The organism is Stenotrophomonas maltophilia group sp. msm4 (genome assembly GCF_032025605.1).
Lineage (GTDB): Bacteria > Pseudomonadota > Gammaproteobacteria > Xanthomonadales > Xanthomonadaceae > Stenotrophomonas > Stenotrophomonas sepilia.
On sequence record NZ_JAVSKK010000001.1, the window covers coordinates 395408 to 421377 of the forward strand.

25 protein-coding genes are annotated in these 25970 nt (G+C 67.4%); 8 read left to right on the forward strand and 17 right to left on the reverse strand.

The genetic code is table 11. The features are described 5' to 3' along the window. The first annotated feature begins 127 nt into the window (after positions 1-127). The 3 genes from ROV93_RS01825 to ROV93_RS01835 all read left to right on the forward strand — a co-directional run bounded on the left by ROV93_RS01825 (position 128) and on the right by ROV93_RS01835 (position 5475). A complete protein-coding gene (locus ROV93_RS01825) occupies positions 128-856 on the forward strand; it encodes a response regulator (protein ID WP_005415886.1) in 729 nt (242 codons plus the stop codon). A 6-nt stretch (positions 857-862) separates the two neighbouring features. Next, on the forward strand, positions 863-2272 hold the full coding sequence (locus ROV93_RS01830) for an ATP-binding protein (RefSeq protein ID WP_072166784.1): 1410 nt from the start codon (positions 863-865) through the stop codon (positions 2270-2272). A 176-nt stretch (positions 2273-2448) separates the two neighbouring features. Next, positions 2449-5475 carry a ligand-binding sensor domain-containing diguanylate cyclase gene (locus ROV93_RS01835; protein WP_180890284.1) on the forward strand — a complete coding sequence of 1009 codons (3027 nt, stop codon included), beginning with the start codon at positions 2449-2451 and terminating at the stop codon, positions 5473-5475. 332 nt (positions 5476-5807) lie between these two features. Here ROV93_RS01835 and rnt read toward each other — a convergent pair whose 3' ends face one another. The 15 genes from rnt to ROV93_RS01910 form a co-directional block, all read right to left on the reverse strand. Continuing rightward, a complete protein-coding gene (gene rnt, locus ROV93_RS01840; RefSeq protein WP_005408782.1) occupies positions 5808-6392 on the reverse strand; it encodes a ribonuclease T in 585 nt (194 codons plus the stop codon). Positions 6393-6622: 230 nt separating this feature from the next. Then, entirely contained in the window at positions 6623-7144 is a 522-nt protein-coding gene (locus ROV93_RS01845; RefSeq protein ID WP_072166783.1) for a DoxX family protein, read from the reverse strand. Between the two features lie 25 nt (positions 7145-7169). Beyond that, positions 7170-7925, reverse strand: coding sequence for a putative DNA-binding domain-containing protein (locus ROV93_RS01850; RefSeq protein ID WP_072166782.1), 756 nt, complete (start codon positions 7923-7925; stop codon positions 7170-7172). Then, entirely contained in the window at positions 7918-8793 is an 876-nt protein-coding gene (locus ROV93_RS01855; protein WP_072166781.1) for a DUF692 domain-containing protein, read from the reverse strand. The genes ROV93_RS01850 and ROV93_RS01855 overlap by 8 nt, the downstream gene beginning before the upstream one ends. Continuing rightward, positions 8780-9133, reverse strand: coding sequence for a hypothetical protein (locus ROV93_RS01860; protein ID WP_069137970.1), 354 nt, complete (start codon positions 9131-9133; stop codon positions 8780-8782). The genes ROV93_RS01855 and ROV93_RS01860 overlap by 14 nt, the downstream gene beginning before the upstream one ends. Before the next feature lie 237 nt (positions 9134-9370). Beyond that, positions 9371-10078, reverse strand: a complete 708-nt coding sequence (phoU, locus tag ROV93_RS01865) for a phosphate signaling complex protein PhoU (RefSeq protein ID WP_005415893.1) — start codon at positions 10076-10078, stop codon at positions 9371-9373. Positions 10079-10154: 76 nt separating this feature from the next. Then, the gene (gene pstB / locus ROV93_RS01870; protein ID WP_049411272.1) at positions 10155-10985 is read right to left on the reverse strand and encodes a phosphate ABC transporter ATP-binding protein PstB; all 831 of its coding nucleotides are present in this window, start codon (positions 10983-10985) and stop codon (positions 10155-10157) included. 19 nt (positions 10986-11004) lie between these two features. Further along, a complete protein-coding gene (pstA, locus tag ROV93_RS01875) occupies positions 11005-11868 on the reverse strand; it encodes a phosphate ABC transporter permease PstA (protein WP_005415894.1) in 864 nt (287 codons plus the stop codon). Further along, on the reverse strand, positions 11868-12836 hold the full coding sequence (gene pstC / locus ROV93_RS01880) for a phosphate ABC transporter permease subunit PstC (protein ID WP_012479635.1): 969 nt from the start codon (positions 12834-12836) through the stop codon (positions 11868-11870). The genes pstA and pstC overlap by 1 nt, the downstream gene beginning before the upstream one ends. Before the next feature lie 82 nt (positions 12837-12918). Continuing rightward, complete coding sequence (pstS, locus tag ROV93_RS01885; protein ID WP_072166780.1) at positions 12919-14007, reverse strand: phosphate ABC transporter substrate-binding protein PstS; 1089 nt, start codon at positions 14005-14007, stop codon at positions 12919-12921. Positions 14008-14415: 408 nt separating this feature from the next. Next, a complete protein-coding gene (pstS, locus tag ROV93_RS01890; RefSeq protein ID WP_072166779.1) occupies positions 14416-15432 on the reverse strand; it encodes a phosphate ABC transporter substrate-binding protein PstS in 1017 nt (338 codons plus the stop codon). Between the two features lie 222 nt (positions 15433-15654). Next, a complete protein-coding gene (locus tag ROV93_RS01895) occupies positions 15655-16866 on the reverse strand; it encodes an OprO/OprP family phosphate-selective porin (RefSeq protein WP_049411264.1) in 1212 nt (403 codons plus the stop codon). 196 nt (positions 16867-17062) lie between these two features. After that, complete coding sequence (nth, locus tag ROV93_RS01900) at positions 17063-17752, reverse strand: endonuclease III (RefSeq protein WP_053501078.1); 690 nt, start codon at positions 17750-17752, stop codon at positions 17063-17065. Further along, positions 17752-18105 (reverse strand): hypothetical protein, encoded by a 354-nt coding sequence (locus ROV93_RS01905; RefSeq protein ID WP_005415900.1) that lies wholly within the window; start codon positions 18103-18105, stop codon positions 17752-17754. The genes nth and ROV93_RS01905 overlap by 1 nt, the downstream gene beginning before the upstream one ends. A gap of 4 nt (positions 18106-18109) precedes the next feature. Next, positions 18110-18892: an enoyl-CoA hydratase-related protein gene (locus tag ROV93_RS01910; protein ID WP_049411256.1), complete on the reverse strand. Its 783-nt coding sequence runs from the start codon at positions 18890-18892 to the stop codon at positions 18110-18112. A gap of 167 nt (positions 18893-19059) precedes the next feature. Here ROV93_RS01910 and ROV93_RS01915 point away from each other — a divergent pair, with 167 nt between their 5' ends. The 3 genes from ROV93_RS01915 to ROV93_RS01925 all read left to right on the forward strand — a co-directional run bounded on the left by ROV93_RS01915 (position 19060) and on the right by ROV93_RS01925 (position 21607). Beyond that, positions 19060-19761, forward strand: coding sequence for an FKBP-type peptidyl-prolyl cis-trans isomerase N-terminal domain-containing protein (locus tag ROV93_RS01915; protein ID WP_005408797.1), 702 nt, complete (start codon positions 19060-19062; stop codon positions 19759-19761). Between the two features lie 143 nt (positions 19762-19904). Continuing rightward, a complete protein-coding gene (locus ROV93_RS01920; protein ID WP_072166778.1) occupies positions 19905-20708 on the forward strand; it encodes a CoA pyrophosphatase in 804 nt (267 codons plus the stop codon). Continuing rightward, complete coding sequence (locus ROV93_RS01925; RefSeq protein ID WP_312538495.1) at positions 20705-21607, forward strand: sulfurtransferase; 903 nt, start codon at positions 20705-20707, stop codon at positions 21605-21607. Before ROV93_RS01920 ends, ROV93_RS01925 begins: the two co-directional genes overlap by 4 nt. 303 nt (positions 21608-21910) lie before the next feature. Here ROV93_RS01925 and ROV93_RS01930 read toward each other — a convergent pair whose 3' ends face one another. After that, positions 21911-22477: an N-acetylmuramoyl-L-alanine amidase gene (locus ROV93_RS01930; protein ID WP_111007601.1), complete on the reverse strand. Its 567-nt coding sequence runs from the start codon at positions 22475-22477 to the stop codon at positions 21911-21913. A 72-nt stretch (positions 22478-22549) separates the two neighbouring features. Here ROV93_RS01930 and ROV93_RS01935 point away from each other — a divergent pair, with 72 nt between their 5' ends. Beyond that, a complete protein-coding gene (locus tag ROV93_RS01935; protein WP_024958728.1) occupies positions 22550-23077 on the forward strand; it encodes an alpha/beta hydrolase in 528 nt (175 codons plus the stop codon). A 145-nt stretch (positions 23078-23222) separates the two neighbouring features. Further along, positions 23223-25361: a bifunctional 23S rRNA (guanine(2069)-N(7))-methyltransferase RlmK/23S rRNA (guanine(2445)-N(2))-methyltransferase RlmL gene (rlmKL, locus tag ROV93_RS01940; protein ID WP_072166775.1), complete on the forward strand. Its 2139-nt coding sequence runs from the start codon at positions 23223-23225 to the stop codon at positions 25359-25361. A 121-nt stretch (positions 25362-25482) separates the two neighbouring features. Here rlmKL and ROV93_RS01945 read toward each other — a convergent pair whose 3' ends face one another. Next, the gene (locus ROV93_RS01945; protein WP_061478529.1) at positions 25483-25956 is read right to left on the reverse strand and encodes a hypothetical protein; all 474 of its coding nucleotides are present in this window, start codon (positions 25954-25956) and stop codon (positions 25483-25485) included. Between the last annotated feature and the right edge of the window lie 14 nt (positions 25957-25970).

Genomic DNA, 25970 nt, shown 5'->3' on the forward strand with positions numbered 1-25970 from the left:
TCGGGGTATGTCTGTATGTAACACTGTCGGTGAACAGGCGTAACCACAGGTATCCCGCCCGCGGGTGGATACACTGGTACGCATTGCCCCGGATGCGGTTCAGCTGCCGACACGGGATGATCGCGACATGGAGACTGAAAACCCGATGCATCGACTGCTGATCGTCGACGACGACAACGACATCCGCACGCTGCTGGCCGAGCAGCTCGGCCGCGCCGGCTACCAGGTGAGCACTGCGGCCGATGGCACCGCCATGCGCCAGCTGCTGGACCGCGAGCACGTGGACCTGATCGTGCTGGACCTCAACCTGCCGCGCGAGGATGGTCTGACCCTGTGCCGTGACCTGCGTGCGCGTTCGAACACGCCGGTGATCATGCTGACCGCGCGCGCCGAGCCGATCGACCGCGTGCTGGGCCTGGAAATGGGCGCCGACGACTACCTGGCCAAGCCGTTCGAGCCGCGCGAGCTGCTGGCGCGCATCCGCAACGTGCTGCGCCGGACCGAGGCGCTGCCGGCCAACCTGGAACCACTGGCGGTACGCCGCGCGCGTTTCTCGCGCTGGGTATTCGACCTGGAGCATCGCCACCTGGTCGATCCGGATGGCCGCGTGGTGGTGCTGTCCGGCGCCGAGTTCCGCCTGCTGCGGGTGTTCATCGCCCACGCCAACAAGGTGCTGTCGCGCGAGCAGCTGGTCGCGCTCAGCAGTGGCCGCAACTACGAGGCTCAGGACCGCGCGATCGACCTGCAGGTCAGCCGCCTGCGCAACAAGCTGGGCGACGATGGTGGCCCGGATGGACTGATCAAGACCGTGCGCAACGAAGGCTACGTGCTGGCCTCGTCGGTCAACCTGGAATAAACCGCGATGAAGCGCCTGCGCCATTTCCTGTCCTCGATGGTCGGGCGGTTGTTCGTGATCCTGCTGCTGGGCATGGCGGTGGCTGCGATCGGCGCGACCATGCTGGCCACCTCCAAGCGCCAGCAGGAGTTCGAGCGGCAGAACCTGAACCGCATCGCCGACCGCCTGCAGGGCTACGTCAACCTGCTGGACGGCAATCCGGAGCTGCGCGAGCGCCTGCTGGCGATCGGCGGGCCGAGCGTGCGCGCGCTGCAGCCGGGCGCACGCCTGGGGCGTGCCGACACGGCGCTGATGGAAGTACTGGAAGACCGCCCCGGGCCGGTGTCGCGCGCGCACGTGCACTTCGCTTCGTTCCGCTCCTGCATTCCCAAACTGCAGGAGCTGCTGCCGCCGCCGCCGCCGGGCCACCGGCGGCCGCCGCGCGAACGCGACCCCGCGTTCATCCCGCCCAGATGCCGTGCAGTGGACGTGACCCTCAACGACGGCACGCTGCTGAAGCTGGCACTGGACTCGCCGGCGGTGGCGCACAACGGCATCCTCGCCGTGGACCCATGGTTCCTGACCCTGCTGGTGCTGGCGATTGCCGTGCTGGCCTATATCGTCGCGCGCATGGCCAGCGCGCCGCTGCAGGAACTGGCCGCAGCCGCAGAAGACCTTGGCGATGACCTGCAGCGCGACCCGTTGCCACTGCGCGGGCCGCGCGAAGTGCAGCGTGCCGCCGAAGCCTTCAACGCCATGCAGCACCGCCTGCAGCGGCACCTGGCCGAACGCACGCAGATGCTGGCGGCGATCACCCACGACCTGCAGACGCCGCTGACGCGGCTGCGCCTGCGCCTGGAGAATGTCAGCGACGAGGCCCTGCGTGAGCGCCTGATCGGCGACCTGGCGGCGATGCAGGCGCTGGTGCGCGAGGGCCTGGAACTGGCGCGCAGCGCCGAGAGTGCCGAGCAGCGCGCCGCACTGGACCTGGATTCGCTGCTGGAGAGCATTGTTGAGGACGCCGCCGAAGGCGGCGGTGATGTGGTCTTCGAAGGGGGCAGTGGTTCGGTGCTGATGTTGCGTCCGTTGGCCATGCACCGGCTGTTCTCCAACCTGGTGGACAACGCGGTGATGTACGCGCAGCGGGCACGGGTGCGGGTTGAGCGGAGCGGCGGTGCAATTACCGTGGTGGTGGCCGATGACGGCCCGGGCCTGGCCGAAGAGCAGCTGGAGGCGGTGTTCGATCCGTTCGTGCGGGTGGAGACCTCGCGTTCGCGCGAAACCGGCGGGGCCGGCCTGGGCCTGACCATCGCGCGCGCCCTGGCCGAGAAGGACGGCGCCCGGCTGTGGCTGCGCAACCGGGCCGAAGGTGGCCTGGAGGCGGTGGTGCAGTGGCCGGCCAGTGCCCAGGTGGTGGCGCCCGGCCGCGCCGGCTGAGTCGGCGCGCTGCGGACGGTGACGCCGGGGCCGGGGTTTGGCCTATCATCTGCGCATCTCCCCAGTCTCCCCCCGATGAGCCAGCCCGTTCCTGCCGGCATGCCATTGCACGCTGCCCGGCCGTTCCCGCACGCTGCCGCGTCCTGCAGCCGCACCTGGCCGCCGCCGCTGCGGTGATGGGCGGGCAGGGGGACAAGAGGCGCTGGGTGGAGCGCCGCGCATCAGGATTCAGGCGGGCACTGCGGCAGGGCCTGTTGTGGCTGCTGCTGGCCCTCGCGCTGCCGTTGGCTGCGCAGGAAGGCGCGCCCCCGCTGCGCGACTACGCCATTGATGTATGGACCTCGCGCAATGGCCTGCCGCACAACTCGCTGCGCGACATTGCGCAGACACCGGAAGGCCATCTGTGGTTCGCCACCTGGGAAGGGCTGGTGCGCTACAACGGCCTGGATTTCACCGTGTTCGACCGCAGCACGCGCCCGGGCCTGCGCGACAACGGCATCGGTGCTCTGTTCGTCGACCGCCAGGGCGGACTGTGGATCAGCGATTCACGCGGCAACGTCAGCCACCGTGGCAGTGATGGCCAATGGCGGGTCTGGGAGCACCAGGCCGATACGCCGCAGGTGTTGATCCAGTCCATGCAGATGGACAGCCAGGGCCGGCTGTGGCTGCTGTACGAAGGCAAGGGCATCGGCTACCTGACGCCGGACAGCGGCATTGTCTACCAGGCGCCGGCGGCGGACCTGCCGATGGCGATGAGCTTCACCAGGCTGGTGGTCGACGCGCAGGACCGGGTCTGGGTCGGTACGCTGGACGGGCTGGTGCTGCGCGACAACGATGGCGTGCTCAAGCGCGCCCCCGCCGCATGGGGGCTGGGTGCCGGCAGTGGCCTGTCGTGGCCCTACCGTGCGCCGGATGGCGCGTTGTGGATCGTCGCCGGTGAGCGCCTGTACCGGGTGGAGGACGACCAGCTGGTGCTGGTGCACCGCCTGCCGGGCCAGCTGCACATGACCTCGATGCTGCAGGACCGGCACGGTGACCTGTGGCTGGGAACCGAGAACCAGGGCCTGCTGCGCATCTCCGCACATGGCCTGGAGCGACTGCCGGCCGGCCTGAACCTGCCGGGCGGACGCGTGGTCAGCCTGCGCGAGGATGCCGAAGGCAGCATCTGGGTGGGCGCCAACGGCGGGCTCTATCGCCTGCGCGAAACGCTGTTCAGCAGCTACACCGAGCGCGATGGGCTCAGTGGCGACTACGTGCGCACGGTATTCGAGGATCGAGATCGCCAGCTGTGGGTCGGCAGCGCCAGTGGCTTGGACCTGCAGACGCCGGATGGCCGGTTCCGTGCCGTGCCGCTGCACAACCGCGGTGGCAAGGCACCGTCCGTCCTGAGCCTGGCGCAGGGGCCGGATGGTGATCTGTGGGTGGGCACCTTCGGCGATGGGGTCTACCGGCTCGGCCGCGACGGCCACCTGCGCCACAACTACGCCGCAGCCGACGGCATGCCGGGTGGCAACATCCGTGCGATCAGCGTTGATTCCCAGGGCGTGGTCTGGGCCGGCACGCAGAAGGGCGTGGTGCGCATCGACGGCGACCATGTGCAGGTCTCGAACGTGCCGGGCATGCCCGGCGGCCTGATCACCGCGCTTGAGCATGACCATCAGGGCAACCTGTGGATCGGCACCATCGAAGGCATCCGCGTGCTGCGCGGCGACCACGTGCAGTCGATCGATCTGGCGCCGCTGGGCGGTGGCCGCAGCGTGTTCGGCTTCCACCAGCTGGGCGACGCGATGTGGATCAGCAGTGATCGCGGCCTTTACCGCTGGCGCAATGGCAGGCTGGCACGGGTCGGCCTGGAGCAGGGCATGCCGGTGGATGCGGTGTTCCAGCTGGTGCCGGATCGCCTTGGCAATGTGTGGATCAGCAGCAATCGCGGCGTGTTGCGCACCGATATGGCCACCCTCAACGCCGTGGCCGATGGCCGCACGCCGCGGGTGGCGGTGGAGCGTTACAACGAGATCGACGGCATGGCCAATGCACAGGCCAACGGCAGCTCCAGCCCATCGGCGATCCTGCGCCAGGACGGCACGTTCTGGGTGGTCACCGCAGGCGGCCTGAGCACGGTCGACCCGCAGCGCCTGCAGCGTTTCCGCGAGCGGCCATCGCCGCCGGCCGCGATCGAGAGCGTGCAGGTGGATGGCGCGCCGGTGCATTGGGAAGGGCCGGATCGCAACCATATTCCAGGGGGGCGCCGGTTGGCGGTGAGTTATGTCGGCCTGAGCTACCTGATGTCTGACCGGATCCGCTACCGCACGCGGCTGGACGGGCTGGATGCCGGCTGGGTCGAGCGCGGCCCACAGCGCAGCGTTGAGTTCGTCGGCCTGCCGCCGGGCGACTACACCCTGCATGTGGCGGCCGCCCATCCCGGCGGCAGCTGGGGCCAACAGGAGGCGGTGTGGAGCTTCACCGTGGAGCCGTTCTGGTGGCAGCGCCGCAGCGTGCAGGTGCTGGCGGGGATGCTGCTGCTGGCTGGCCTGGTGCTGCTGTACCGGCTGCTGCTGCAGCAGCTGAAGGCCAGCAACCTGCGCCTGGCACGGCGGGTGGACGAAGCGACCTTCGACCTGCAGGCCAAGACGGTGCACCTGCAGGCGCTGAACCAGGAAAAGACCGAACTGGCCGAGCGCCTGGCGCGCCAGGCCGAAGCCTTCGAGCGGCAGGCCCGCGAGGATGCCCTGACCGGCCTGGCCAATCGCCGTGCCTTCGACGAAACGCTGGCGCGTGACTTCGCCCGGTCACAGCGCAGTGGTCATCCGTTGTGCCTGGTGGTGCTCGACATCGATCACTTCAAGGAGGTCAACGACCGCCACAGCCACAGCATCGGCGATGCCGTGCTGGTGCAGGTGGCGTCATTGATCGCAGCGGCCTGCCGCGACTCCGACCTGCCGGCGCGCACCGGCGGCGAAGAGTTCGCGCTGCTGCTCAACGACACCCGCCTGGAGGAAGCCGCACAGCTGTGCGCGCGCCTGCGTGGCCTGTTCCATGATCATCCCGATTGGGGCGGCGTGGCGGGCCTGCGTGTCACCTTCAGCGCGGGCCTGGTAGAGCTGGATGCCGACGACCGCACCCCGGCACTGCTGTACCAGCGCGCCGACCGCGCGCTGTACCGTGCCAAGAGCGACGGCCGCGATCGCACGAGCATCGGTTGATCACATCCACGCATGGCGTGGATCTACTGGAGTGCCGCACCAAGCGGCGGTGCCGACCAATGGTCGGCACCCACCAAAGGAGTACCCACCACAGAGGTCGTCGGCAGCCCCAACGAGCGCAGCGATCCGCTGTTGCTCCTGCTTTTCTGATCTTTCCGTGGCACCCAGCAACGTGTCCGTGGCCGGACGGGTGGGCTGCGCAGGGGCGTGAGCCGCATGGATGCGGCGACCGAGCTTACATGGACGTACTTGCAGCGTCCCCTGCGCAGTCCACCCGCCCGGCCCAACTGATGATTCGCTTCACGCCACGAGGGGCTCCGCCGTTGGCCGCTTCACCGCGGCCAGGCGTTGGCGATGGTGCAGAACAGCCGCGCGGTCTGCTCGGTGTCATACACCGCGCTGTGTGCCTCGTTGGCATCCCAACCCAGCCCGGCGGCGGTGGCCGCACGCGCCAGCACGGTCTGGCCGTAGGCGATACCGGCCAGGGTGACCGTGTCGAACACGCTGAACGGATGGAACGGGTTGCGCTTGTGGCCGGTGCGGGCCACGGCCGCGTTGACGAAGCCGAGGTCGAAATGCGCGTTGTGGCCCACCAGGATCGCGCGCTGGCAGCCGTACTTCTTCATCGCCGCACGCACCGGAGTGAAGATGTGGTCCAACGCCGCTTTTTCTTCCTTGGCCAGCCGGAACGGGTGGTCGAGGATGATGCCGGTCACTTCCAGCGACTTCGGATCGATTTCCAGGCCCTCGGCTGGGACCACGTGGGCACTGGCGGTCTGGCCGGGGTAGAGCAGGCCGTTCTCGTCCATCTCGATCGGCACCGCAGCGATTTCCAGCAGCGCATTGCGCTGGCTGTCGAAGCCACCGGTTTCCACATCCACCACCACCGGCAGGAAGCCGCGGAAGCGTTGTGACATCGCGCGCTGCGCCTGGGGTACTGCGGAATCGGGAGCGGCGGCAGGTGCGGAGGGGGAGTCAGTCATGCGTGAATTCTAGCAGAGCGACCCTGAGCGCCCGGCCAGCCTTCTGCGCATGGGTTCCCTGCGTGGGCGTGTGTCGACCAAGGTCGACACCTACCGGGCATCGCACGCTCAGGATTCCGGTGCCAACCTTGGTTGGCACACGGCGCACCGATCATGGCCGGCATCTAGCGCACCGCAGGCCGTGCCGTCGTGACCGATAGCTGCCACCGGGCCAACCAGGCGTCCACGCTCAGCTTGCCGGCGCCAGTGAAGATCAGCGGCAGCAGCATGGCCATGAACAGCACCGGCAGCTTGAAGTTGCCGTAGCCCTGGTCGCTGATGGCATACCCCATCGCGAGGTCACCCAGCGAATTCCATTGCATCGGCCAATGCACCGCATAGGTCGCCACCACGGTCAGCACCAGCAGGCTGGCGGCGGCGAAGCGGGTACCGAAACCAAACAGCAGGCAGGCCGCGCCAACCAGTTCGAACCAGGTGGCCAGCTGCCAGTTCAGGGCAGCAGGCAGTTGGTTGAACGGGAACGGGAAGGCGTCCTGCAGGTCGGCGAACCAGTTCTGGCCGTGCAGCTTCTCACGGCCGGATTCGAAGTATTCCCAGGCCAGCAGCAGGCGCAGGCCCAGCGGCGCCACCCAGGGGGCGAGACGGTCCAGCCGGCCGCGCGCGGCGGCCAGGAGCGGCAGGTTCATCGTTGGATCTCCAGTGGAAGAGGCGTCAGGGCGGGGGTGCGAGCGGGCCGATCACGCCGGCCTGCAGGAACTGCAGCAGCAGTGCAGCACCGGGCTCGGCCAGTGCGTCTTCGGCCAGGCCGTGCGAGGTGGCCAGCTGCTGCAGGTACGTCTGTCCTTCCAGGCCGGGCCGTTCGCCGATGCTGGCCAGCAGGTGTACCGCCAGCGGGCTGAGCGCGGCGAATCGCACTTCACCGTCGGCTTCGCGGCGGACCAGCAGGCCGGTGGGTTCTGGAAGGGGCTGGGTCGGCGCATCCTCTGCACCGAGACGGTGCACCGGCCATTGGTACAGCAGCGGCCATGCCAGCGGCGAACGCCGCAGCGGCACCCGAAGTGGATCAGTATCGCCAGGCGCAGGAAGCGGTTCGGCCTGCAGCTGGTACAGCGCGGTTTCCACCCACTCGTAGTGCGCCAGTTCGGCCAATGCCGGGTGCGGCAGCTGTGGCTGCGCCTGCAGCCACTGCACAAATTCAGCGGCCAATTCGGTGAACAGCGGTGTCTGGCAGCGATGCGTGGCGAAGTAGTGGCGCACCAGGGCGCTCCAGGCCGGTTCGCCAAGCAGGCGCACGCAGACCGGGAAACCGTTGCTCAACAGGCCGAGCAGGTTGTTGAACAGCAGGTGCCGGTATACCGCGACCCGGCGTGGATCCAGGCCGGCCGGCGCAGGTACCGCCTGCGGGTCGCGCAGGTGTGCGGTGAACGCGTGCTGCTGCGCGCGCAGGGTGTCGGCGGAATCAATCATGTGCCATCCCGGCGTGCGTGGCCTGCAGGCGGCGGATGGTCTGCAGTTCGCCCTGCAGTTCTGCATAAGGCGGGAAATTGAAATCGCGTTCGAGCAGGGTGGGGCGCGGGCCGATGCGTGCATAGGTACGTGCCAGCAGCGCCCAGACCGGATCGATCACCGCGCTGCCGTGGGTATCGATTTTCAGGTCCGGGGCTTCATCCAGATGACCGGCCACATGCAGGCAGACGATGCGCTGCGCAGGCAGGCCGGCGATGAAGGCATCGGCATCGTAGCCGTGGTTGCAGGCGTTGACGTAGACGTTGTTGACGTCCAGCAGCAGGTCGCAGTCGGCTTCGGCGAGCACCGCATTGGTGAACGCCAGCTCGTCCATCGCCGGTTCCGGTGCCAGGTAGTAGGACACGTTCTCCACCGCGATACGGCGGCCCAGCAGGTCCTGCACCGTGCGGATGCGCGCGGCGGTATGGCGCACGGCTTCGTCGGTAAAGGGAATCGGCAGCAGGTCGTACAGGTGGCCGTCGTCGCTGCAGTAGCTCAGGTGCTCGCTGTACAGCGGCACGCGGTGCTTCTCCAGGAACCGGCCGACCTGTTCCAGCAGCTGGGTATCCAGCGGTGCACTGCCGCCCAGCGACAGCGACAGGCCGTGGCAGCTCAGCGGATGGCGCTGCGCCAGTTCGGCCAGGGCATCACCGGCCGGGCCGCCGACATGGATCCAGTTCTCCGGTGCGCATTCGAGGAAGTCGAAGTCGCCTTCCGGGGCGTCACGCAGGTCCTGCAGCAGCGCCCGGCGCAGGCCCAACCCGGCGGCCGCCGCACGAAGCGGCGACCGCGGGTGGACGAGGCTGGCGCGGACGTCAGTGCTTGCCACCGCACTTGCCTTCGCCGCACTTGCCTTCAGCCGACTTCGTGTCGCCGGCCTTGGCCTTGGCGCCCGCTGCGCCGGCAGCCTTGCCCTTGTCGGCACCGCACTTGCCTTCGCCGCTCTTGCCATCGGCACCACACTTGCCTTCGGCGTGCTTGGTCGCGTCAGCGGCCATCTTGGTGTCGGCGGCCTTGGCATCGGTGCTGGCCTTGGCTGCCTGGCCGGCCACAAGGTAGCCCTGGGCGAGGTCGCTCATGCTCAGCGCCGAGGCGCTGGCGGTCATGCCCAGGCCGGCGGCCAGGGCGGTAGCGGTCAGCAGGGACAGGGTCTTGTTGGAACTGCTCATCGGTCTTACTCCTGGGTGGTGGGCAGGTGCCCGGGGTGAAACGATGGTGCAGCGATCCTACTCAACGAATCCTCGCCAAGAACTCAAATTTTCGTGAGATTTGTTACAGAAGCATCCGGAAGGTCTGCGCCGGGCAAGCACGGCGCCCACAACGCGGGCGGAACACCGCAAAAAAGGAAGGCCGCTGTCACAGGACAGCGGCCACCTTGGAGTCGACTCCGGTGTTGCAGTGCAGCGTCAGGGCTGGCCGGTGCTGGAGGTCTCGTCACGCTTCTCACGCGGTGGCAGCGGCTGCTCGCCGTGCACCAGGAACCACACGTTCTCGGCGATGTTGGTCGCGTGGTCGCCCACGCGCTCCAGGTTCTTGGCCATGAACAGCAGGTGGGTGCACGGGGTGATGTTGCGCGGGTCTTCCATCATGTACGTGAGCAGCTCGCGGAACAGCGCCGTGTACTGGGCGTCCAGGCGGGCGTCGTCCTCGCGCAGTGCCAGTGCGGCCTCGGCATCGTTGTCGCGGTAGGCGGCGATGGCACGGCGCACCTGCTGCGCGGCCAGGCGGCCCAGCGCGCGCAGGCCCTGGATCTGCGGCAGCGGCGGCACCTTGCCCAGCGCGATCGAGCGCTTGGCCACGTTCGCTGCATAGTCGCCGATGCGCTCGATGTCGGCCGGGATGCGCAGGCCAGCGAGGATCTCGCGCAGGTCGCGCGCCATCGGCCCACGCAGCGCCAGGCGCATCACGTCGTGGCTGATCTGCTGCTCAAGCGCGTCGATCGCTTCGTCGTTGGCGATGATGCGATGGGCGGCGTTCTCATCGCGTTTCTCGATCACGTCCATCGCCGCTTCGAGCTGGGCGACGGCCATCTCGCCCATGCGCACGATTTCGGCCACCAGGCGCTGCTGCTCCTCGTCGTAGCTCTTGACGATGTGGTCGTTGGGAAGGTTCATGGTTGTTCCGCTCTGTAGAGTCGAGCCATGCTCGACAGACGTTGTCTGGAGAGTCGAGCCACGCTCGACTGAGGTTTCAGCCGAAGCGACCGGTGATGTAGTCCTCGGTCTGCCGCTGCGACGGCTGCGAGAAGATCACTTCGGTGCGGTCGTGCTCGATCAGGTCGCCCAGGTACATGAAGGCGGTGTAGTCGGACACGCGCGCAGCCTGCTGCATGTTGTGGGTGACGATCACGATCGTGTACTCGTGCTTGAGTTCTTCCACCAGCTGCTCGATGCGGCTGGTCGAGATCGGGTCCAGCGCCGAGGTCGGCTCGTCCAGCAGCAGCACCGACGGGCGCAGGGCCACGGCACGGGCGATGCACAGGCGCTGCTGCTGGCCACCGGACAGGCCCAGTGCGCTCTGCCCCAGCTTGTCCTTCACTTCGTCCCACAGTGCGCCCTGGCGCAGCGCCTGCTCGACGCGGTCGGCCATATCGGCCTTGCTCAGCTTCTCGTGGTGGCGGATGCCGTAGGCCACGTTCTCGAAAATGGTCATCGGGAACGGCACCGGCTTCTGGAACACCATGCCGACCTTGCTGCGCAGGCGGTTCATCGGGTACTTCGGCGACAGGATGTTCTCGCCGTCCAGCAGCACTTCACCGCGCGCTTCCAGCTTCGGGTACAGCGCGTAGATGCGGTTGAAGATGCGCAGCAGGGTCGATTTGCCGCAACCGGAAGGACCGATCAGCGCGGTCACGCGCTTCTCTGGGATTTCCAGGTTGATGCCCTTCAGGGCGTGGAACTTGTCGTAGTAGAAGTCCAGTCCGCGCGCGGCAAGCTTGACCGGAGCCGGGGTGTGCAGGCTCTCGTGCGAGGACGGCACGGCGATGCGCTGCATCGGCACGGCGTTGGAAAGGTCGTTCATGGCGTTATCCACGGAAAGGTCAGTCATGGGAGATACGGTTGCGCAGCAGGATGCCGCGGGCGGCAAGGCTGACCAGCAACACGAAGACAGTCAGCACCAGGGCACCGGCCCAGGCCAGTACCTGCCAGGATTCATACGGGCTGCCGGCGAACTGGTTCATCACCACCGGCACCGAAGCCATCGGCTGGAAGATGTTGTTGTTCCAGTACTGGTTGCCGAAGGCGGTGAACAGCAGCGGAGCGGTCTCGCCGGAAATGCGGGCCAGCGCCAGCAGGATGCCGGTGATGATGCCGGCCGAGGCACTGCGGTACAGCACCTGCACGATCACCTTCCACTGCGGGATGCCCAGCGACAGGGCCGCTTCGCGCATCTGCGAGGGCACCAGGCGCAGCATTTCGTCGGTGGTGCGTACCACCACCGGCAGCACGATGAAGGCCAGCGACAGGGCGCCGGCGAACGCCGAGAAGTTGCCCCCGGTCTGCATCACGTACAGCGTGTAGACGAACAGGCCCAGCACGATGGACGGCGCCGACAGCAGGATGTCGTTGACGAAGCGGACCACGGTGCCGGCCTTGCGGGCGTTGCCATACTCGGCCAGCCAGGTACCGGCCAGCACGCCCAGCGGGGTGCCGATGCCGATGGCCAGTGCACACATCACGGCACTGCCGAAGAAGGCGTTGGCGAGGCCGCCGTCCTGCATCGGCGGCGGGGTCATCTTGGTGAACAGATCCCAGTTGATGCCGGCCAGGCCCTTGGCAGCCAGGGTGAACAGGATCCAGCCCAGAAAGAACAGGCCGAACAGGGCGGTGGCGCAGGACGCAGTGATCGCAACGACGTTGCCGATGCGGCGGCGCAGGTACAGCGAATCAGCGGTGGTGGACATCAGTTGCCCTCCTTGCGGGACAGGCGCATCAGCATCAGGCGGGCGATGGCCAGCACCACGAAAGTGACGATGAAGAGGACGAAGCCGAGCAGCAGCAGGGCCGAACGGTAGGTTTCAGTGGCTTCGCCGAAATCATTGGCGATCAGCGCGGCGATGGTGGTGCCCGGTTCCAGCAGCGACGGCGACAGGCGCACGCTGTTGCCGATCACGAAGGCCACCGCCATCGTTTCGCCCAGCGCGCGGCCCAGGCCGAGGAAGATGCCGCCGATGACCGCCGAACGGGTGTAGGGCAGGACGATGTCCCAGCTCACTTCCCACTTGGTGGAGCCCAACGCGTAGGCCGATTCCTTCAGGCGGGTGGGCACGGTCAGGAACACCTCGCGCATCACCGAGGAAATGAACGGAATGACCATGATGGCCAGCACGAAACCGGCGGTGAGCATGCCGATGCCCAGCGGCGGGCCCTGGAACATCGGGCCGATGACCGGCCATTCGCCCAGGGTCTCGTTGAGGAACGGGGTGACGTACTCGGTCATCACCGGCACCAGCACGAACAGGCCCCACATGCCGTAGATGATCGAGGGAATGCCGGCCAGCAGTTCGATGGCGGTACCGACCGGGCCACGCAGCCAGCGCGGCGCGACCTCGGTGAGGAAGAAGGCGATGCCGAAGCTGACCGGCACGGCGATGACCATCGCGATGACGGCGGTGACCAGGGTGCCGTAGATCGGAGCCAGGGCGCCGAACTTGTTTTCGACCGGATTCCAGTCGGCGGAGAAGAAGAAGCTCAGCCCCTGCATCTGCAGGGCATGGCGACCGCCCCACAGCATCGACAGCGCGGCGCAGGCCAGGGCGATCAGTACGAAGATGACGGTGCCGACCAGCACCCATCGGAACAGTTTGTCGTTGCGGGCATCACGCGCATCACGCGTGGACGGGGCGGCTACAGGCTGGGCGATGGCATTCATGGGGACGGCTGGGCCAGGAAGGGGCGGGGCGGCACGGCGTGGAACAAGCGGTGCCCGCGCGGGGCGGGCACCGTCGAGTCCATCACTTCAGGTCGGTCGCCCAGTAGGCCTCGATCTGCTTGACCAGTTCGGCCGGCAGCGGCACGTAGTGAAGCTCGTTGGCCTGGGCCTGGCCGTTCTCGAAGGCCCACTTGAAGAAGGCCAGGGTGTCCTGGTTGCGCTTGGCGTCCTTCGGCTGCTTCTGCATCAGCATGAAGTTGGTGGCGGTGATCGGCCACGCCTGCTCGCCCGGGGCGTTGGTGATGACCAGGTTGAAGTCCTTGGCGCTGGCCCAGTCGGCGCTGGCGGCCGCAGCGGCGAAGGTTTCCGCGCTCGGCTCGACCCAGTTGCCGGCGGCGTTCTGCATGGCGGTGTACGGCATGCCGTTCTGCAGGGCATAGGCCAGTTCGACGTAGCCGATCGAGCCCTTGATCTGCTTCACGTAGGACGCAACGCCTTCATTGCCCTTGCCACCGACGCCGTCCGGCCACTGCACCGAGGTGCCTTCGCCGACCTTGCTCTTCCACTCCGGGCTGACCTTGGACAGGTAGTTGGAGAAGTTGAAGGTGGTGCCCGAACCGTCCGAACGGTGGACCAGGGTGATCTTGCCGTCCGGCAGCTTCACGCCCGGGTTGGCGGCGACGATCGCCGGGTCGTTCCAGGTCTTGACCTTGCCCAGGAAGATGTCGGCCAGCAGGGCGCCGCTCAGGCGCAGCTTGCCGGCTTCCAGGCCTTCGATGTTGACCACCGGCACCACGCCGCCGATGGCCGACGGGAACTGCGCCAGGCCGGCCTGGGCCAGCTCCTCGCTGCTCAGCGGCTTGTCGGACGAACCGAAGTCGACGGTCCCGGCCTTGATCTGGGCGATGCCGCCGCCGGAGCCGATCGACTGGTAGTTGATCTTGGCGCCGGTGCTGGCGTTGTAGTCAGCCGACCACTTGGAGACCAGCGGGAAGATGAAGGACGCGCCCGCGCCGGACACTTCGGCGGTCACCTTGGCACCGGCGGCGGCCGGAGCGGCGTTACCGTCGGCAGCCGGCTGCTGCGCGGCCTGCTTGTCGCCACCGCAGGCCGACAGGCCCAGGGCGATGGCCAGGGAAAGGGCGGCAAGGCCGGCCGAGTGCAGTTTCATGGTCACTCCATAGCGGGAAAGAGCCGACGTGGTCGGCGGATGCGGCTATGAAATGATGTTTTTGTTACAGCCGTATTACGACCATGACAGAGGTGTACTGGATCACGTTCTGACAAGGGTTTCACAGGGCTGGCGCCGATCCGGCCGGGACCCGGAAACCCCGGATCTGCGCACCGATATGACGGCGGCTTGGCCCTTGCAGCGTCAATGCGCGACAGCTCCCTGCCCACGGTAGGTGCGGACCGTTGGTCCGCACGCTCCAGAGCGCAGCCGAGCGTCGGCTCGGCTCTACAGAGGCAGGTGCATCCCCGAAAACAAGAAGAGCGCGAGATCTCGAGGATCTCGCGCCCGGGTGGGAGCGGCGGGGGAGAGAGGACCCGCCGCCCCCGTTCCTGCAGGGGAACGCGCTTACTTCAGGTTCTGCGACCAGTAGGTCTCGATCTGGCGGACCAGGCTGTCCGGCAGCGGCACGTAGTCCAGCTGGCGGGCCTGGGCGTCGCCGTTCTTGTAGACCCAGCGGAAGAACTCCTGGGTCGCCTTGCCATTGGCAGCATTCTTCGGCGTCTTCTGCACCAGGATGAAGTTGGTGGCGGTGATCGGCCAGGACTCGGCGCCCGGCGCATTGGTCATCACCAGGTAGAAGTCGCGGGCGTTGGCCCAGTCGGCGCTGGCAGCGGCGGCAGCGAACGAGGTGTCGCTCGGCTGCACGAACTTGCCGGCGGCATTCTTCATCGCGGTGTAGGAGAGCTTGTTCTGAAGCGCGTAGGACAGTTCGACATAGCCGATGCCGCCCTTGATCTGCTTCACATAGGCGGCAACACCTTCGTTGCCCTTGCCGCCGATGCCGGCCGGCCACTGCACCGAGGTGCCTTCACCGACCGAGCTCTTCCACTCCGGGCTGACCTTGGACAGGTAGTTGACGAAGTTGAAGGTGGTGCCCGAGCCGTCCGAACGATGCACGACGGTGACCTTGGCGTTGGGCAGGGTCACGCCCGGGTTCAGTGCGGCGATGGCCGGGTCGTTCCAGCTCTTGATCTTGCCCAGGAAGATGTTGGCCAGCACGGCGCCGTCCAGCTTCAGCGCGCCCGGCGCGATGCCGGCCACGTTGACTACCGGCACCACGCCGCCGATCACCGACGGGAACTGCGCCAGGCCTGCAGCAGCCAGGTCTTCCGGCTTCAGCGGCGCATCGGAAGAGCCGAAATCAACGGTCTTGGCCTTGATCTGGGCAATACCGCCGCCGGAACCGATGGACTGGTAGTTGACCTTGTTGCCGGTTGCGGCGCTGTAGTCGGCCGACCACTTGGACATGACCGGGTAGATGAACGATGCGCCCGCGCCGGTGATGTCGGCGGCGTTGGCGGCGAACACGGACGATGCAGCCAGGATGGCGACAGCGGCGCGCGATTTGAAGGCGTGGATCACGGGGAGACTCCTGGGGTGGTGGTCGAAGGGCGGTTGCCCGACGTTTCGGTGCACATTCCATAACGGTTGCGTGACACGTCCGCGTCTGTCATATGACGCGGGCGTGACACGCGTCATGAGGGATGTCACGTCCGCTGCGCCGGCAGGGCGGCACGGGTACCGCTGCAACGACGAAGGCACGGCCGGGGCCGTGCCTTCGCGGTTCAATGCAGGTGGCTGGACTTACCAGAAGAACTGCGCGCGGGCTTCCAGGATGTTGGGATCGTCGTTGACGAAACCGCGCGCCGTGGAGCTGTACTTCTTGCTGTCGACCATCACGTAGTTGAGCATCAGCTTGAAGTTGGAACGCAGGTACCAGTTGGCGCCCACGGTCCAGATGTCCATCTTGCCACCCAGCACGCCATCGACGATCGGCGGGCGACCGGCGACCGGATTGGCGGCGAGGTTGCCGTCATTGAGGTCCATGTGGTCGTAGCGCACGCCCAGCTGCCACTGGCCGCCGGCCGGGTTGTTCGGCAGGCCGGTGCCCGGAGTGCCGCCCTTGTAGCTCCAGGTCTCGCCGGTGACGTTCCACACGCCGCTGATGTAGTAGCCGTCGCTGGTGTAGTTGTCGTGGTCGTAGCGCTTGGCCTTGCTGGTGTAGTACTCGGCCTGGGCCTTGAACGGGCCCTGGAAGTACATCGCTTCGGCACCGATGGTGCTGACGCGGTCGGTGTCGGTCAGGTTGCCGCTGTCAACCAGGCGGGCAGTGGCGAGGTCGGCATTCGGACGCGCACGCACGCGCAGGGTGTCGGCGTCGGCGTCGTAGTTGACGTAGCTCAGACCGAAGTGCAGGACCTGGCCCTTTTCATTGATCGGGGCCCAGGTGCCACGCGCGCCGTAGCCGCTGCCGTGGGCCAGGTTGCGGGTCAGCTCGCGGCCGAAGGCGCTGGCGGTCACCGACCAGTTGTCCTGGCCGTAGCTGTACGCGCCGCCCAGGCGGCGGGCGATGGCATAGGTATTGGTGACCGCTGCCTTGGAAATGAAATCGTTGTTCTTGGTGCTGGACAGTTCTTCCAGGCTGTTGGGCTGCTTGAACTGGCCCAGCTGCAGGAAGTGGTTGGCGTTGCCCAGCAGCTTGTACTTCACGTTGGTGTCGAGGAACTTGTCGGCCTTGGCGTCATAGCCGACCACCCACTCCACGTTGCCCGGGCCCTTTCCCTTCAGCACCAGCTCGGCGCGACGCAGTTCGAATTCGCTGTTCTTGCCGTTGCCGGCGTCGCCACCGTTGAGGTCGACCACATCGTTGTGGAACCAGTTGCCGTCGGCCTGGACCAGGCCTTCGAAGGTGATTTCCGAACCGCCGATCACGTCGATGGCGACTTCGGCGTGTGCAGCCGGCACATACAGCGCAGCAGCCACGGCCACCGTCAGGAGTTGGTGATGCAGTTTCATGGAGAGGAGCCTTGCAGGCAGGTGGGAAGATGCGCGCAGGCTAGAAGGTAAAGATTGCGTAAATGTGACAGTTCACGCGCGGCAGACATCCGCCGCAGGCCCCGTCACGGCAGGGCCTGCCATTGAAACCGCTTGCGTATGACGCCCGGATTGCGACCCGGTTGCAGTAGAGCCACGCCCTGCGTGGATGCTGCCGTCACTCGGCCGTGGTCTTTTCCTTGAACCGGCACAGGTCGGCGATCACGCAGCCCGGGCAATCCGGCTTGCGCGCCTTGCACACATAACGCCCGTGCAGGATCAGCCAGTGATGCGCGTCGAGCAGGAACTCGGCCGGGATCACCTTCACCAGCTTGTCTTCCACTTCGCGCACGTTCCTGCCCGGCGCCAGTCCTGTGCGGTTGGCGACGCGGAAGATATGCGTGTCCACCGCCATCACCGGCTCGCCGAACGCGGTGTTGAGCACCACGTTGGCGGTCTTGCGCCCGACACCCGGCAGCGCTTCCAGCGCTTCGCGATCACGCGGCACTTCACCGCCATGCTTCTCCAGCAGGATCGCGCAGGTTGCGATCACGTTCTTTGCCTTGGCGTTGAACAGCCCGATGGTGGCGATGTACTGCTTCAAGCCATCCTCGCCGAGCGCAAGGATCTTCGCCGGCGTGTTGGCGACCGGGAACAGGCGGCGCGTGGCCTTGTTGACGCCGACGTCGGTGGCCTGCGCCGACAACGCCACCGCCACCAGCAGCTCGAACGGCGAGCTGTACTCCAGTTCGGTCTTCGGGTGCGGGTTGAGTTCGCGCAGGCGGGTGAACATCTCCACCACGTCGGCGCGTGGCATCGTGCCGCCACGCCGCGCCGGGGCGCGTGCGGTCTTTTTCGTGGTGGCCATTACTGTTCCTTGCCACTGGCGCGGGCCTTGGCCCGGGCCAGAATCGCGGCTGCCGCAGCGGGCAGGGCAGGCTTCACGTCCGGGGCTGGTGCCGGGGTGCGGCGTGCATCGCGCTCGGCCTCGCGGCGGGCCAGGCGCACCGCACGGGCGCGGTAGCGTTCGCGTGCAGCCCAGGCCGCGCGCAGTTGCTGCTGGGCCTGGCACAGGCGTTGCGGAAGGTCGGGGTGGTCAGGCAGCAACCGGTCGTCGCCGGCACGGACGATGTAGTCCATCAGCCCGGCCTGCAGGGCACCATCGAGATCGTCTGCCTGGACCCGGGCGAACAACTGCGCGGGGTTGGGTCGGGATGCCATGGCGTCAGCGGTTCTGGAAGGCCGGCGCGCGGCGTTGCAGGAAGGCGCTGGTGCCTTCGCGCATGTCCTCGGTGGCGAACAGCAGGCCGAACTGCGCACTTTCGTATTCCAGCCCGGCCTCCAGGCTGCATTCGCCGCCCACGTGCACCGCGTCGAGCAGGCCACGCAGGGCCAGCGGGGCCGAGCGTGCCAGCTGGCGGGCGACGTCCTGCACCCGGTTGTCCAGCGCGTCGGCCGGCACGACTTCGTTGACGATGCCCAGTTCCAGCGCACGCGCGGCGTTGATCGGCGCCCCCAGCAGGCACAGCTCCAGGGTGGCGGCGCGGCCGCACAGGCGCAGCAGGCGCTGGCTGCCGCCGAAGCCGGGGATCAGGCCGAGGTTGATTTCCGGTTGGCCGACCTTGGCGGTATCTGCGGCGATGCGCAGGTGGCAGGCCATCGCCAGTTCCAGGCCACCGCCCAGTGCGAAACCATTCACGCGTGCGATGACCGGTTTGGGCATGCGTTCGATCTGGCGCATCAGGGCCTGGCCCAGCAGCGAGAAATCACGTCCCTGAACGGCGCTGAGAGTGTTCATTTCCGCGATGTCGGCACCGGCCACGAACGCCTTGGGGCCCGCCCCGGTCAATACCACGACGCGCACCTCCGGATCGGCGGCGGCGTCCCTGAAGGCATCGGCCAGGGCCTGCAGGGTCGCGGCGTTGAGGGCATTGAGCTTGTCCGGGCGCTGGACGGTCACGGTGCGGATGGCGCCGTCGTCAGCGACAGCGATCAGGGCATCGGCCACGGGGAAACTCCTGGAACGTTAAAAAGAAGTGATATTGAACTCTGCAAACGCAGACGGGTCATAGCCTGCATCGTGAGTAGCGGTTACACGTTGCGCCCGTTATCCTAACCCGTCGCCTCAGGGCGGCGCAGAACGTCCCTGAGTTACCACCCCTGGAGAACTGTTTGATGAAGTTGCGTTCTATCGCGGTCGCCGTCGCGGCCCTGGCCCTGACGGGCAATGCCTTCGCCCAGGACGTCTCGTCCGAAAAGGGCAAGCTGAGCTACTACTTCGGTTACGACTACGGCAACAACCTGGCGGAGCTGACCGGTCGTGGTGAGCAGCTGGACATCAACTCGGTGGTGAAGGGCCTGCAGGATGCCTACGCCAAGAAGCAGCCGGCGATCACCGCCGAGCAGCTGAAGCCGGCCGTTGAAGCGTTCCAGAAGCGCGAGCAGGGCCGTGCCCAGGCCGCCAAGGCCGAGTACGAAAAGGCGGCTGCCGAAAACAAGACCAAGAGCGACCAGTTCATCGCGGCGAACAAGGCCAAGGCCGGCGTGCAGTCCCTGCCGAGCGGCGTCCAGTACCGCGTGATCGAGGCCGGCAAGGGCGCCAAGCCGACCCAGGCCAGCACCGTGCAGCTGGAAGTGGCCGGCCCGTTCCCGTACGGCCAGCGCCCGACCGAAGCCCGCCCGGCCCAGCAGATCCCGTCGATCAAGGTCAGCGAAGTCGAAATGAAGGCCATGCGCGAGACCCTGCTGCAGATGCCGGCAGGCTCGAAGTGGGAAGTCACCCTGCCGCCGGACCAGGCCTACGGTGCCGATCCGCGCACCCCGTTCCCGCCGAACGTGGCTGTGCAGTTCGAGATCAAGCTGGTCAGCGTCAAGTAAATCGAAGCAGCAAACCAAACGCGCCGGTGACCCCACCGGCGCGTTTTGTTTGCGCAGTGCGCGACCTGTAGCGCTGCGCCACGGGCGTCGTATCGTCCCGCGCAAATTCAGCCCGATCGCGCTACTGTTGGCGGGTGCAAACAATGGAAGAAACGGCGCGTGTTGTCGCAAGTCCCTGCATCGGAGTGTGCACGCTGGATCCGCACCGGCAATGCACCGACTGCGGGCGGCATATCGATGAGATCGCGCGGTGGTCGTCGATGAGCAACGAGGAACGCAGCCGCATCCTGCATCGCGTGCAGCCCCTGCGCGAACAACTGCAGCAATCGCTGCGTGGCTCGCTGGCCGACCACGAGCGACTGATGCGGGCGCTGCACCCCTTGGCCCAACCACCTGCGGGCGACGGCTGGAACCGCAGTGAGCTGGTCGACCTGCTACCGCCCGGGCCTCCGGTGGAGGCGGCGGTGCTGGCCGGCATCGTGCCGCGCGCCAACGGCGCACAGGTGATCCTCACCCGTCGCACCGAAACACTGCGCACCCATGGTGGCCAGGTCGGATTCCCCGGTGGCCGCACCGAACCCGATGACCGCGACGCGCTGGCGGCCGCGCTGCGCGAGAGCCAGGAAGAAATCGCATTGGCGCCCGGCCAGGTGCAGGCGCTGGGCTATCTCGATCCCTTCGTGACGATCACCGGCTACCGGGTCACGCCGGTGGTGGCGGTGGTCGATCCGGAGTTCGTGCCGGTCCCGCAGCCCAGTGAAGTGGCCGAGGTATTCGAGGTGCCACTGGATTACCTGATGGCGCCCGACAGCCTGCGCCAGGTCGAAATCAATCATCGCGGCCGGGTTCGACACGTCCTTGAGTATGGCTGGCCGGGCCAGCGCATCTGGGGGGCGACCGCCGCCATTCTCTACAACCTGCGTCGCCGCCTGGAGCAAGTGCAATGAAGCCGATCGATCCGCCGTGGACCACCCTGGTCGATGTCGCCACCCTTGCCGCTGCGCTGGGCGACGGCGTGCGGGTGGTCGACGCGCGCGCCACCGCCAGTACCGCCGTGCGCGTGGTCGATGCGCGTGCTTCGCTGGCCGACCCGCAGGCTGCGGGCGGCCAGTACCTGGCAGGGCACATACCGACTGCGGTGCATGCCGATCTCAACCGTGATCTGTCCGATCTCAGCCGCGTCGGCCATGGTCGCCACCCATTGCCGGACAGCGATGCCTTTGCTGCGAAGCTGGGGCAGTGGGGCATCGGCCCCGACACCCAGGTCGTGGTCTACGATGGCAGCGACGGCAGCATGACCGCCTCGCGCCTGTGGTGGCTGCTGCGCCTGATCGGTCACACCCGGGTGGCCGTACTCGACGGCGGCATCGCCGCGTGGCAGGCCGCCGGCCACGCGTTGGAAAGCGGACAGGCTGGGGTGAACGCGCTGCCTGATTACCCAGGCCGTTTCGACACCACCCAGATCGCCAACGCCGATGAAATCACCGCGCGGCTGAAGCATGCGCCGGGCTGGCTGGTCGACGCGCGCGCGGGTGAACGCTTCCGTGGTGAAGTGGAGCCGCTGGACCCGGTGGCCGGGCATGTGCCGGGCGCGGTCAACCGCCCGTTCGCATTGAACGTGCTCGACGGCCGCCTGCGCGACGCACAGGAGTTGCGCGCCGAACTGCAGGGCGTGATCGGCAACCGCGATCCGCAGCAGGTGGTGCTGATGTGCGGTTCCGGCGTGACCGCCTGCCACCTGCTGCTGGCGATGGAAACGGCCGGCCTGAGCGGCGCACGCATCTATGCCGATTCCTGGAGTGGTTGGGTGAGCGACAGCAGCCGCCCGGTGGCGACCGGCGCCTGAGCCGCGCGGGGTCGGATCCGTTTTCCAACGGAGAACGGCTCTGACCCCATCAACCGAAAATCGGGGTCAGAGCCCGTTGCGTAGCAACGGGAGCCGCCCCCGTGTCGATTCGAAGGATCGCGGAGAACTGTCGAAGGCGGGGTGGGTCCGGTTGCGGGGGTGTCCGCGGCATGGATGCCGCGGCCAAGCCGCCATGGATGGCTTTACGGCGTCCCCCCCAATCGGATCCACCCCGCCATACCCCGGAATGCCAGCTCTTGACGTTGACGTTGCCTCTGCAGGTGCAGGGCGCAGCCCTGCTGCTTACTCCAACCCCTGCAGCGGCACCTTCGCCAGCACCCGTGCCCACGGGAACAAGGGCCCCGGATCGCGCTTGCGTGCCACCCTCAGCGTCGGATCATCGCTGGCCGGCACCTGCTCCAGATCCAGCTGGTCGTGCCCGGCAATCCGCCGCAGCGACGGATAGCGCGCCACCAGCGCCAGCAGCAGCCGCTCCAGCGCTTCCAGCTGTGGCTCGGTGTAGGCCTCGTCCATCGCCTGGTGGCGGCTGTCGAACCAGTCCGGATAGCGCCCGCGGTTGACCAGCTCGATGCCCAGCGTATGCGCGTTCATGCCGCGCACGTGATGGGCCACGCGTTCCGGCGCCACGTACTGCACCACGCTGCCATCGCGGTCGATGTAGAAGTGCCCGCTGTTGCCGGCGCCGCTGTCGTACAGCACGCGCTCGCCGTACTCGCGGGCCATCGCCAGATCGGGCAGCTCGGTGCAGTGGATCACTACCATTTCCAGCGAGGCGGGATCCCGCAGCGGCAGTCGGTCGTGATAGGGCAGGGGCTGCAGCTGCAGGCCGGGCAGGAGCGGGTTGGGCATCCGGCGATGCTAGCATTGCGGCATGAACCTGCCTTCCCTTTCCTCGCCGGCCCGCGCCGACGGAGCACGCGCATGAGCCGCGGCCACTGCATCCTCTCCCATGGCTTCGAGAGCGGCCCGGAGGCGACCAAGGTCACCGCGCTGGCCGAGGTGGCGCAACGCCTGGGCTGGACCCACGAGCGCCCCGACTACACCGACCTGGACGCGATGAGCGAGGTCAGCCGGGTGGGCGACGTGCCGACCCGCCTGCGCCGTCTGGTTGAACGCGCCGCCATCGCGGCCCGTCAGGGGCCGGTGGTGCTGGCCGGCTCCAGCCTGGGCGCCTACATCTCCGCCATCGCCTCGCTGCAGGTGCCGGTAGCCGGCCTGTTCCTGATGGTGCCACCGACCACCATGGGCCCGATGCCGGCGCTGGACGCCGCTGCGGTGCCGACCACGGTGGTGCAGGCCTGGCATGACGATGTGGTACCGGCTGCCGGCGTGATTGCCTGGGCGCAGGCGCGTTCGGCGCAGTTGCTGCTGGTTGACGACGGTCACCGCCTGGAGCGCCACGTGGAGGCCTCCGCGCAGGCCTTCGAGCGCCTGCTGCGGCAACTGTGAAGCCAGGGCGCACGGCGCGCCCGCCCGCATTGACTACAATGGCAGCCCCGCCGCCCCCGGCGCGGGCCTGCCGGCCGTGCCTACGGCCCTCCTTTCCGACCGGCCCGGCCCCTGTGCCGCGCCCGACCACCTGCGAACCGATCCCGTGAAATTCTTCGTCTCCTGCGCCAAGGGCCTGGAATACCTGCTTGCCGATGAACTGTCGGCCCTGGGCCTTGGCAAGGCCACCGCCACCATTGCCGGCGTCAACGCCGACGGCGAACTGGCGCAGGCGCTGCGGATCGTGATGTGGTCGCGCCTGGCCAGCCGGGTGCTGTGGCCGATCGACGAGTTCGACTGCCCGGACGAGCAGGCCCTGTATGACGGCGTGCGTGCACTGCCGTGGCACGAGCACATCTCGCCGGAGATGACCCTGGCGGTGGATGCGCACGTGTCCGGCGACAAGATCACCCATGCACGCTTTGCCGCGCAGCGGATCAAGGATGCGATCGTCGACCGCATGCGCGACGAAGGCCTGGAGCGGCCCTCGGTCAATACCGATCTGCCCGACGTGCGCGTCAACCTCTCGCTGCGCAAGGGCCGCGCCTCGCTGTCGATCGACCTCGGCGGTGGCCCGCTGCATCGCCGCGGCTGGCGCGGTGCCGCCCACGAGGCGCCGCTGAAGGAAAACCTGGCCGCCGCGCTGCTGCTGCGCGCGCAATGGCCGCGCCTGCATGCCGCCGGCGGTGGGCTGCTGGACCCGATGTGTGGCAGCGGCACGCTGCTGATCGAAGGCGCGCTGATGGCCGCAGACGTTGCCCCAGGCCTGATGCGGCATGGCAGCCTGCCGCCGAGCCGTTGGCTGGGCTTCGACAAGGCGGCCTGGAAGTCCATCCAGAGCGAAGCACGTGAGCGCGAAGCGGCCGGCCTGGCCGCGCTGAAGCCGGTCATCCACGGCAGCGACATCGACCCGGCTGCGATCCAGGCGGCCCGCGAGAATGCCGAGGTCGCCGGCGTCGCCCACGCGATCCGTTTCACCCGCGCCGATGTCGCCGACCTGGCCGCGCCGGAACAGGAGATCGGTGCGGTGGTCTGCAACCCGCCGTACGACGAGCGCCTGGCCGCCGATCCAGCGTTGTATCGTGCACTGGGCAATGCCTTGCAGAAGGCGGTGCCGCAGTGGCGCGCCAGCCTGCTGTGTGGCAATGACGAACTGGCCTTTGCCACCGGCCTGCGCGCCAGCAAGAAGTACCAGATGTTCAACGGTGCGCTGGAATGCGCGCTGATCGTCTGCGATCCGATCGCTGTTCCGGGCCGTGATCCGGCACAGCCCCGCGAGCTGAGCGAAGGCGCGCAGATGGTGGCCAACCGCCTGCGCAAGAACCTGAAGAAGTTCAAGAGCTGGCGTGCCCGCGAGGACATCACCTGCTTCCGCGCCTACGACGCCGACCTGCCGGAGTACGCGGCGGCCATCGACGTCTACGAGGAAGAGGGTGGCAGGCGGCGTACCTTCCTGCATGTGCAGGAATATGCGGCACCGGCGGCGATTCCCGAGAACGACGTGCGCCGCCGCCGCAATGAGCTGCTGGCCGCCTCGCGCGAAGTATTCGGCGTGCCGCCGGAGCAGGTGTCGATGAAATCGCGCGAGCGCGGCAAGGGCGGCAGCAAGTACGGCCGCTTCGAGCAGCGCGACGAGTTCATCGTGGTGCGAGAGAACAACGCGCTGCTGCAGGTGAACCTGTTCGACTACCTCGATACCGGCCTGTTCCTTGACCACCGCCCGCTGCGCCGGATGATGGCCGAGCAGGTGCGTGGCAAGCGTTTCCTGAACCTGTTCTGCTACACCGGCGTGGCCAGCGTGCAGGCCGCCGTGGCGGGTGCCGCCAGCACGACCAGCGTCGACCTGTCGGCTACCTACCTGCAATGGTGCTACGACAACCTGGCGTTGAACGGACAGGGGGGCAACCAGCACCTGCTGGTCCAGGCCGACGCGATGGCGTGGCTGGAAGGCGACCGTGGCCAGTACGACGTGATCTTCTGTGACCCGCCGACTTTCTCCAACTCCGCACGCGCCGATGACTTCGACGTGCAGCGCGAACAACTGAAGCTGCTGCGTGCGGCGGTGGCGCGGCTGGCACCGGGTGGCGTGCTGTACTTCTCCAACAACTTCCGCCGCTTCAAGCTGGAAGAGAACGCCATCGCCGAGTTCGCCCAGTGCCGCGAGATCACCGCACGCACGATTGGTCCGGATTTCGAGCGCAACGCGCGCATCCACCGCGCGTGGGAACTGAAGCGGTTGGGGTAAGCCCGGTAGTGCCGGCCGCTGGCCGGCAACTGCGTCAGAACCGTGGAAGGTCCGCGGGATGCCGGCCAGCGGCCGGCATTACCGCGTCTGGTCCGTAGATCCACGCCATGCGTGGATCGGCCTAAAGCACCAACAATCGCCCCGGCGCATGGGCCAGGGGCCAATGGCCCTGTTCGTACAGCGCAAGCACAGGCTCCCAGTGTGCCGGCAGGCCGAGATGCATCTCCAGCAGGCGTTGCCGGAAGGCGAACATCGCCCCATCGCGCGCCACCAGCTGCAGGTCATGTGCACCACAGCGCAGTGCCGGCAGATCCAGTGCCGAAAGCGCGCGCATCAACGTGCGGTTGAGTTCGCGTCGGGCGTCGGCGAGTTCGGCGGGATGGGGCAGGGCGCCGTGAAACGGATCCGAATCGCCCAGTGTGGTGGGCATCCATTCGAAACCATCGGTATCGATGGTCCGCAGTGCTTCGGCCAGCGACCGAACGGCGACGACGCCGGCCGTTATGGGCAGTGTTTCACCCAACCGGGAAAAAAAGCCGATTCCAGACATCCGCTGCAGCATGCTATCCATACGGGCATTGTAGATCCACGCCATGCGTGGATGCCGCT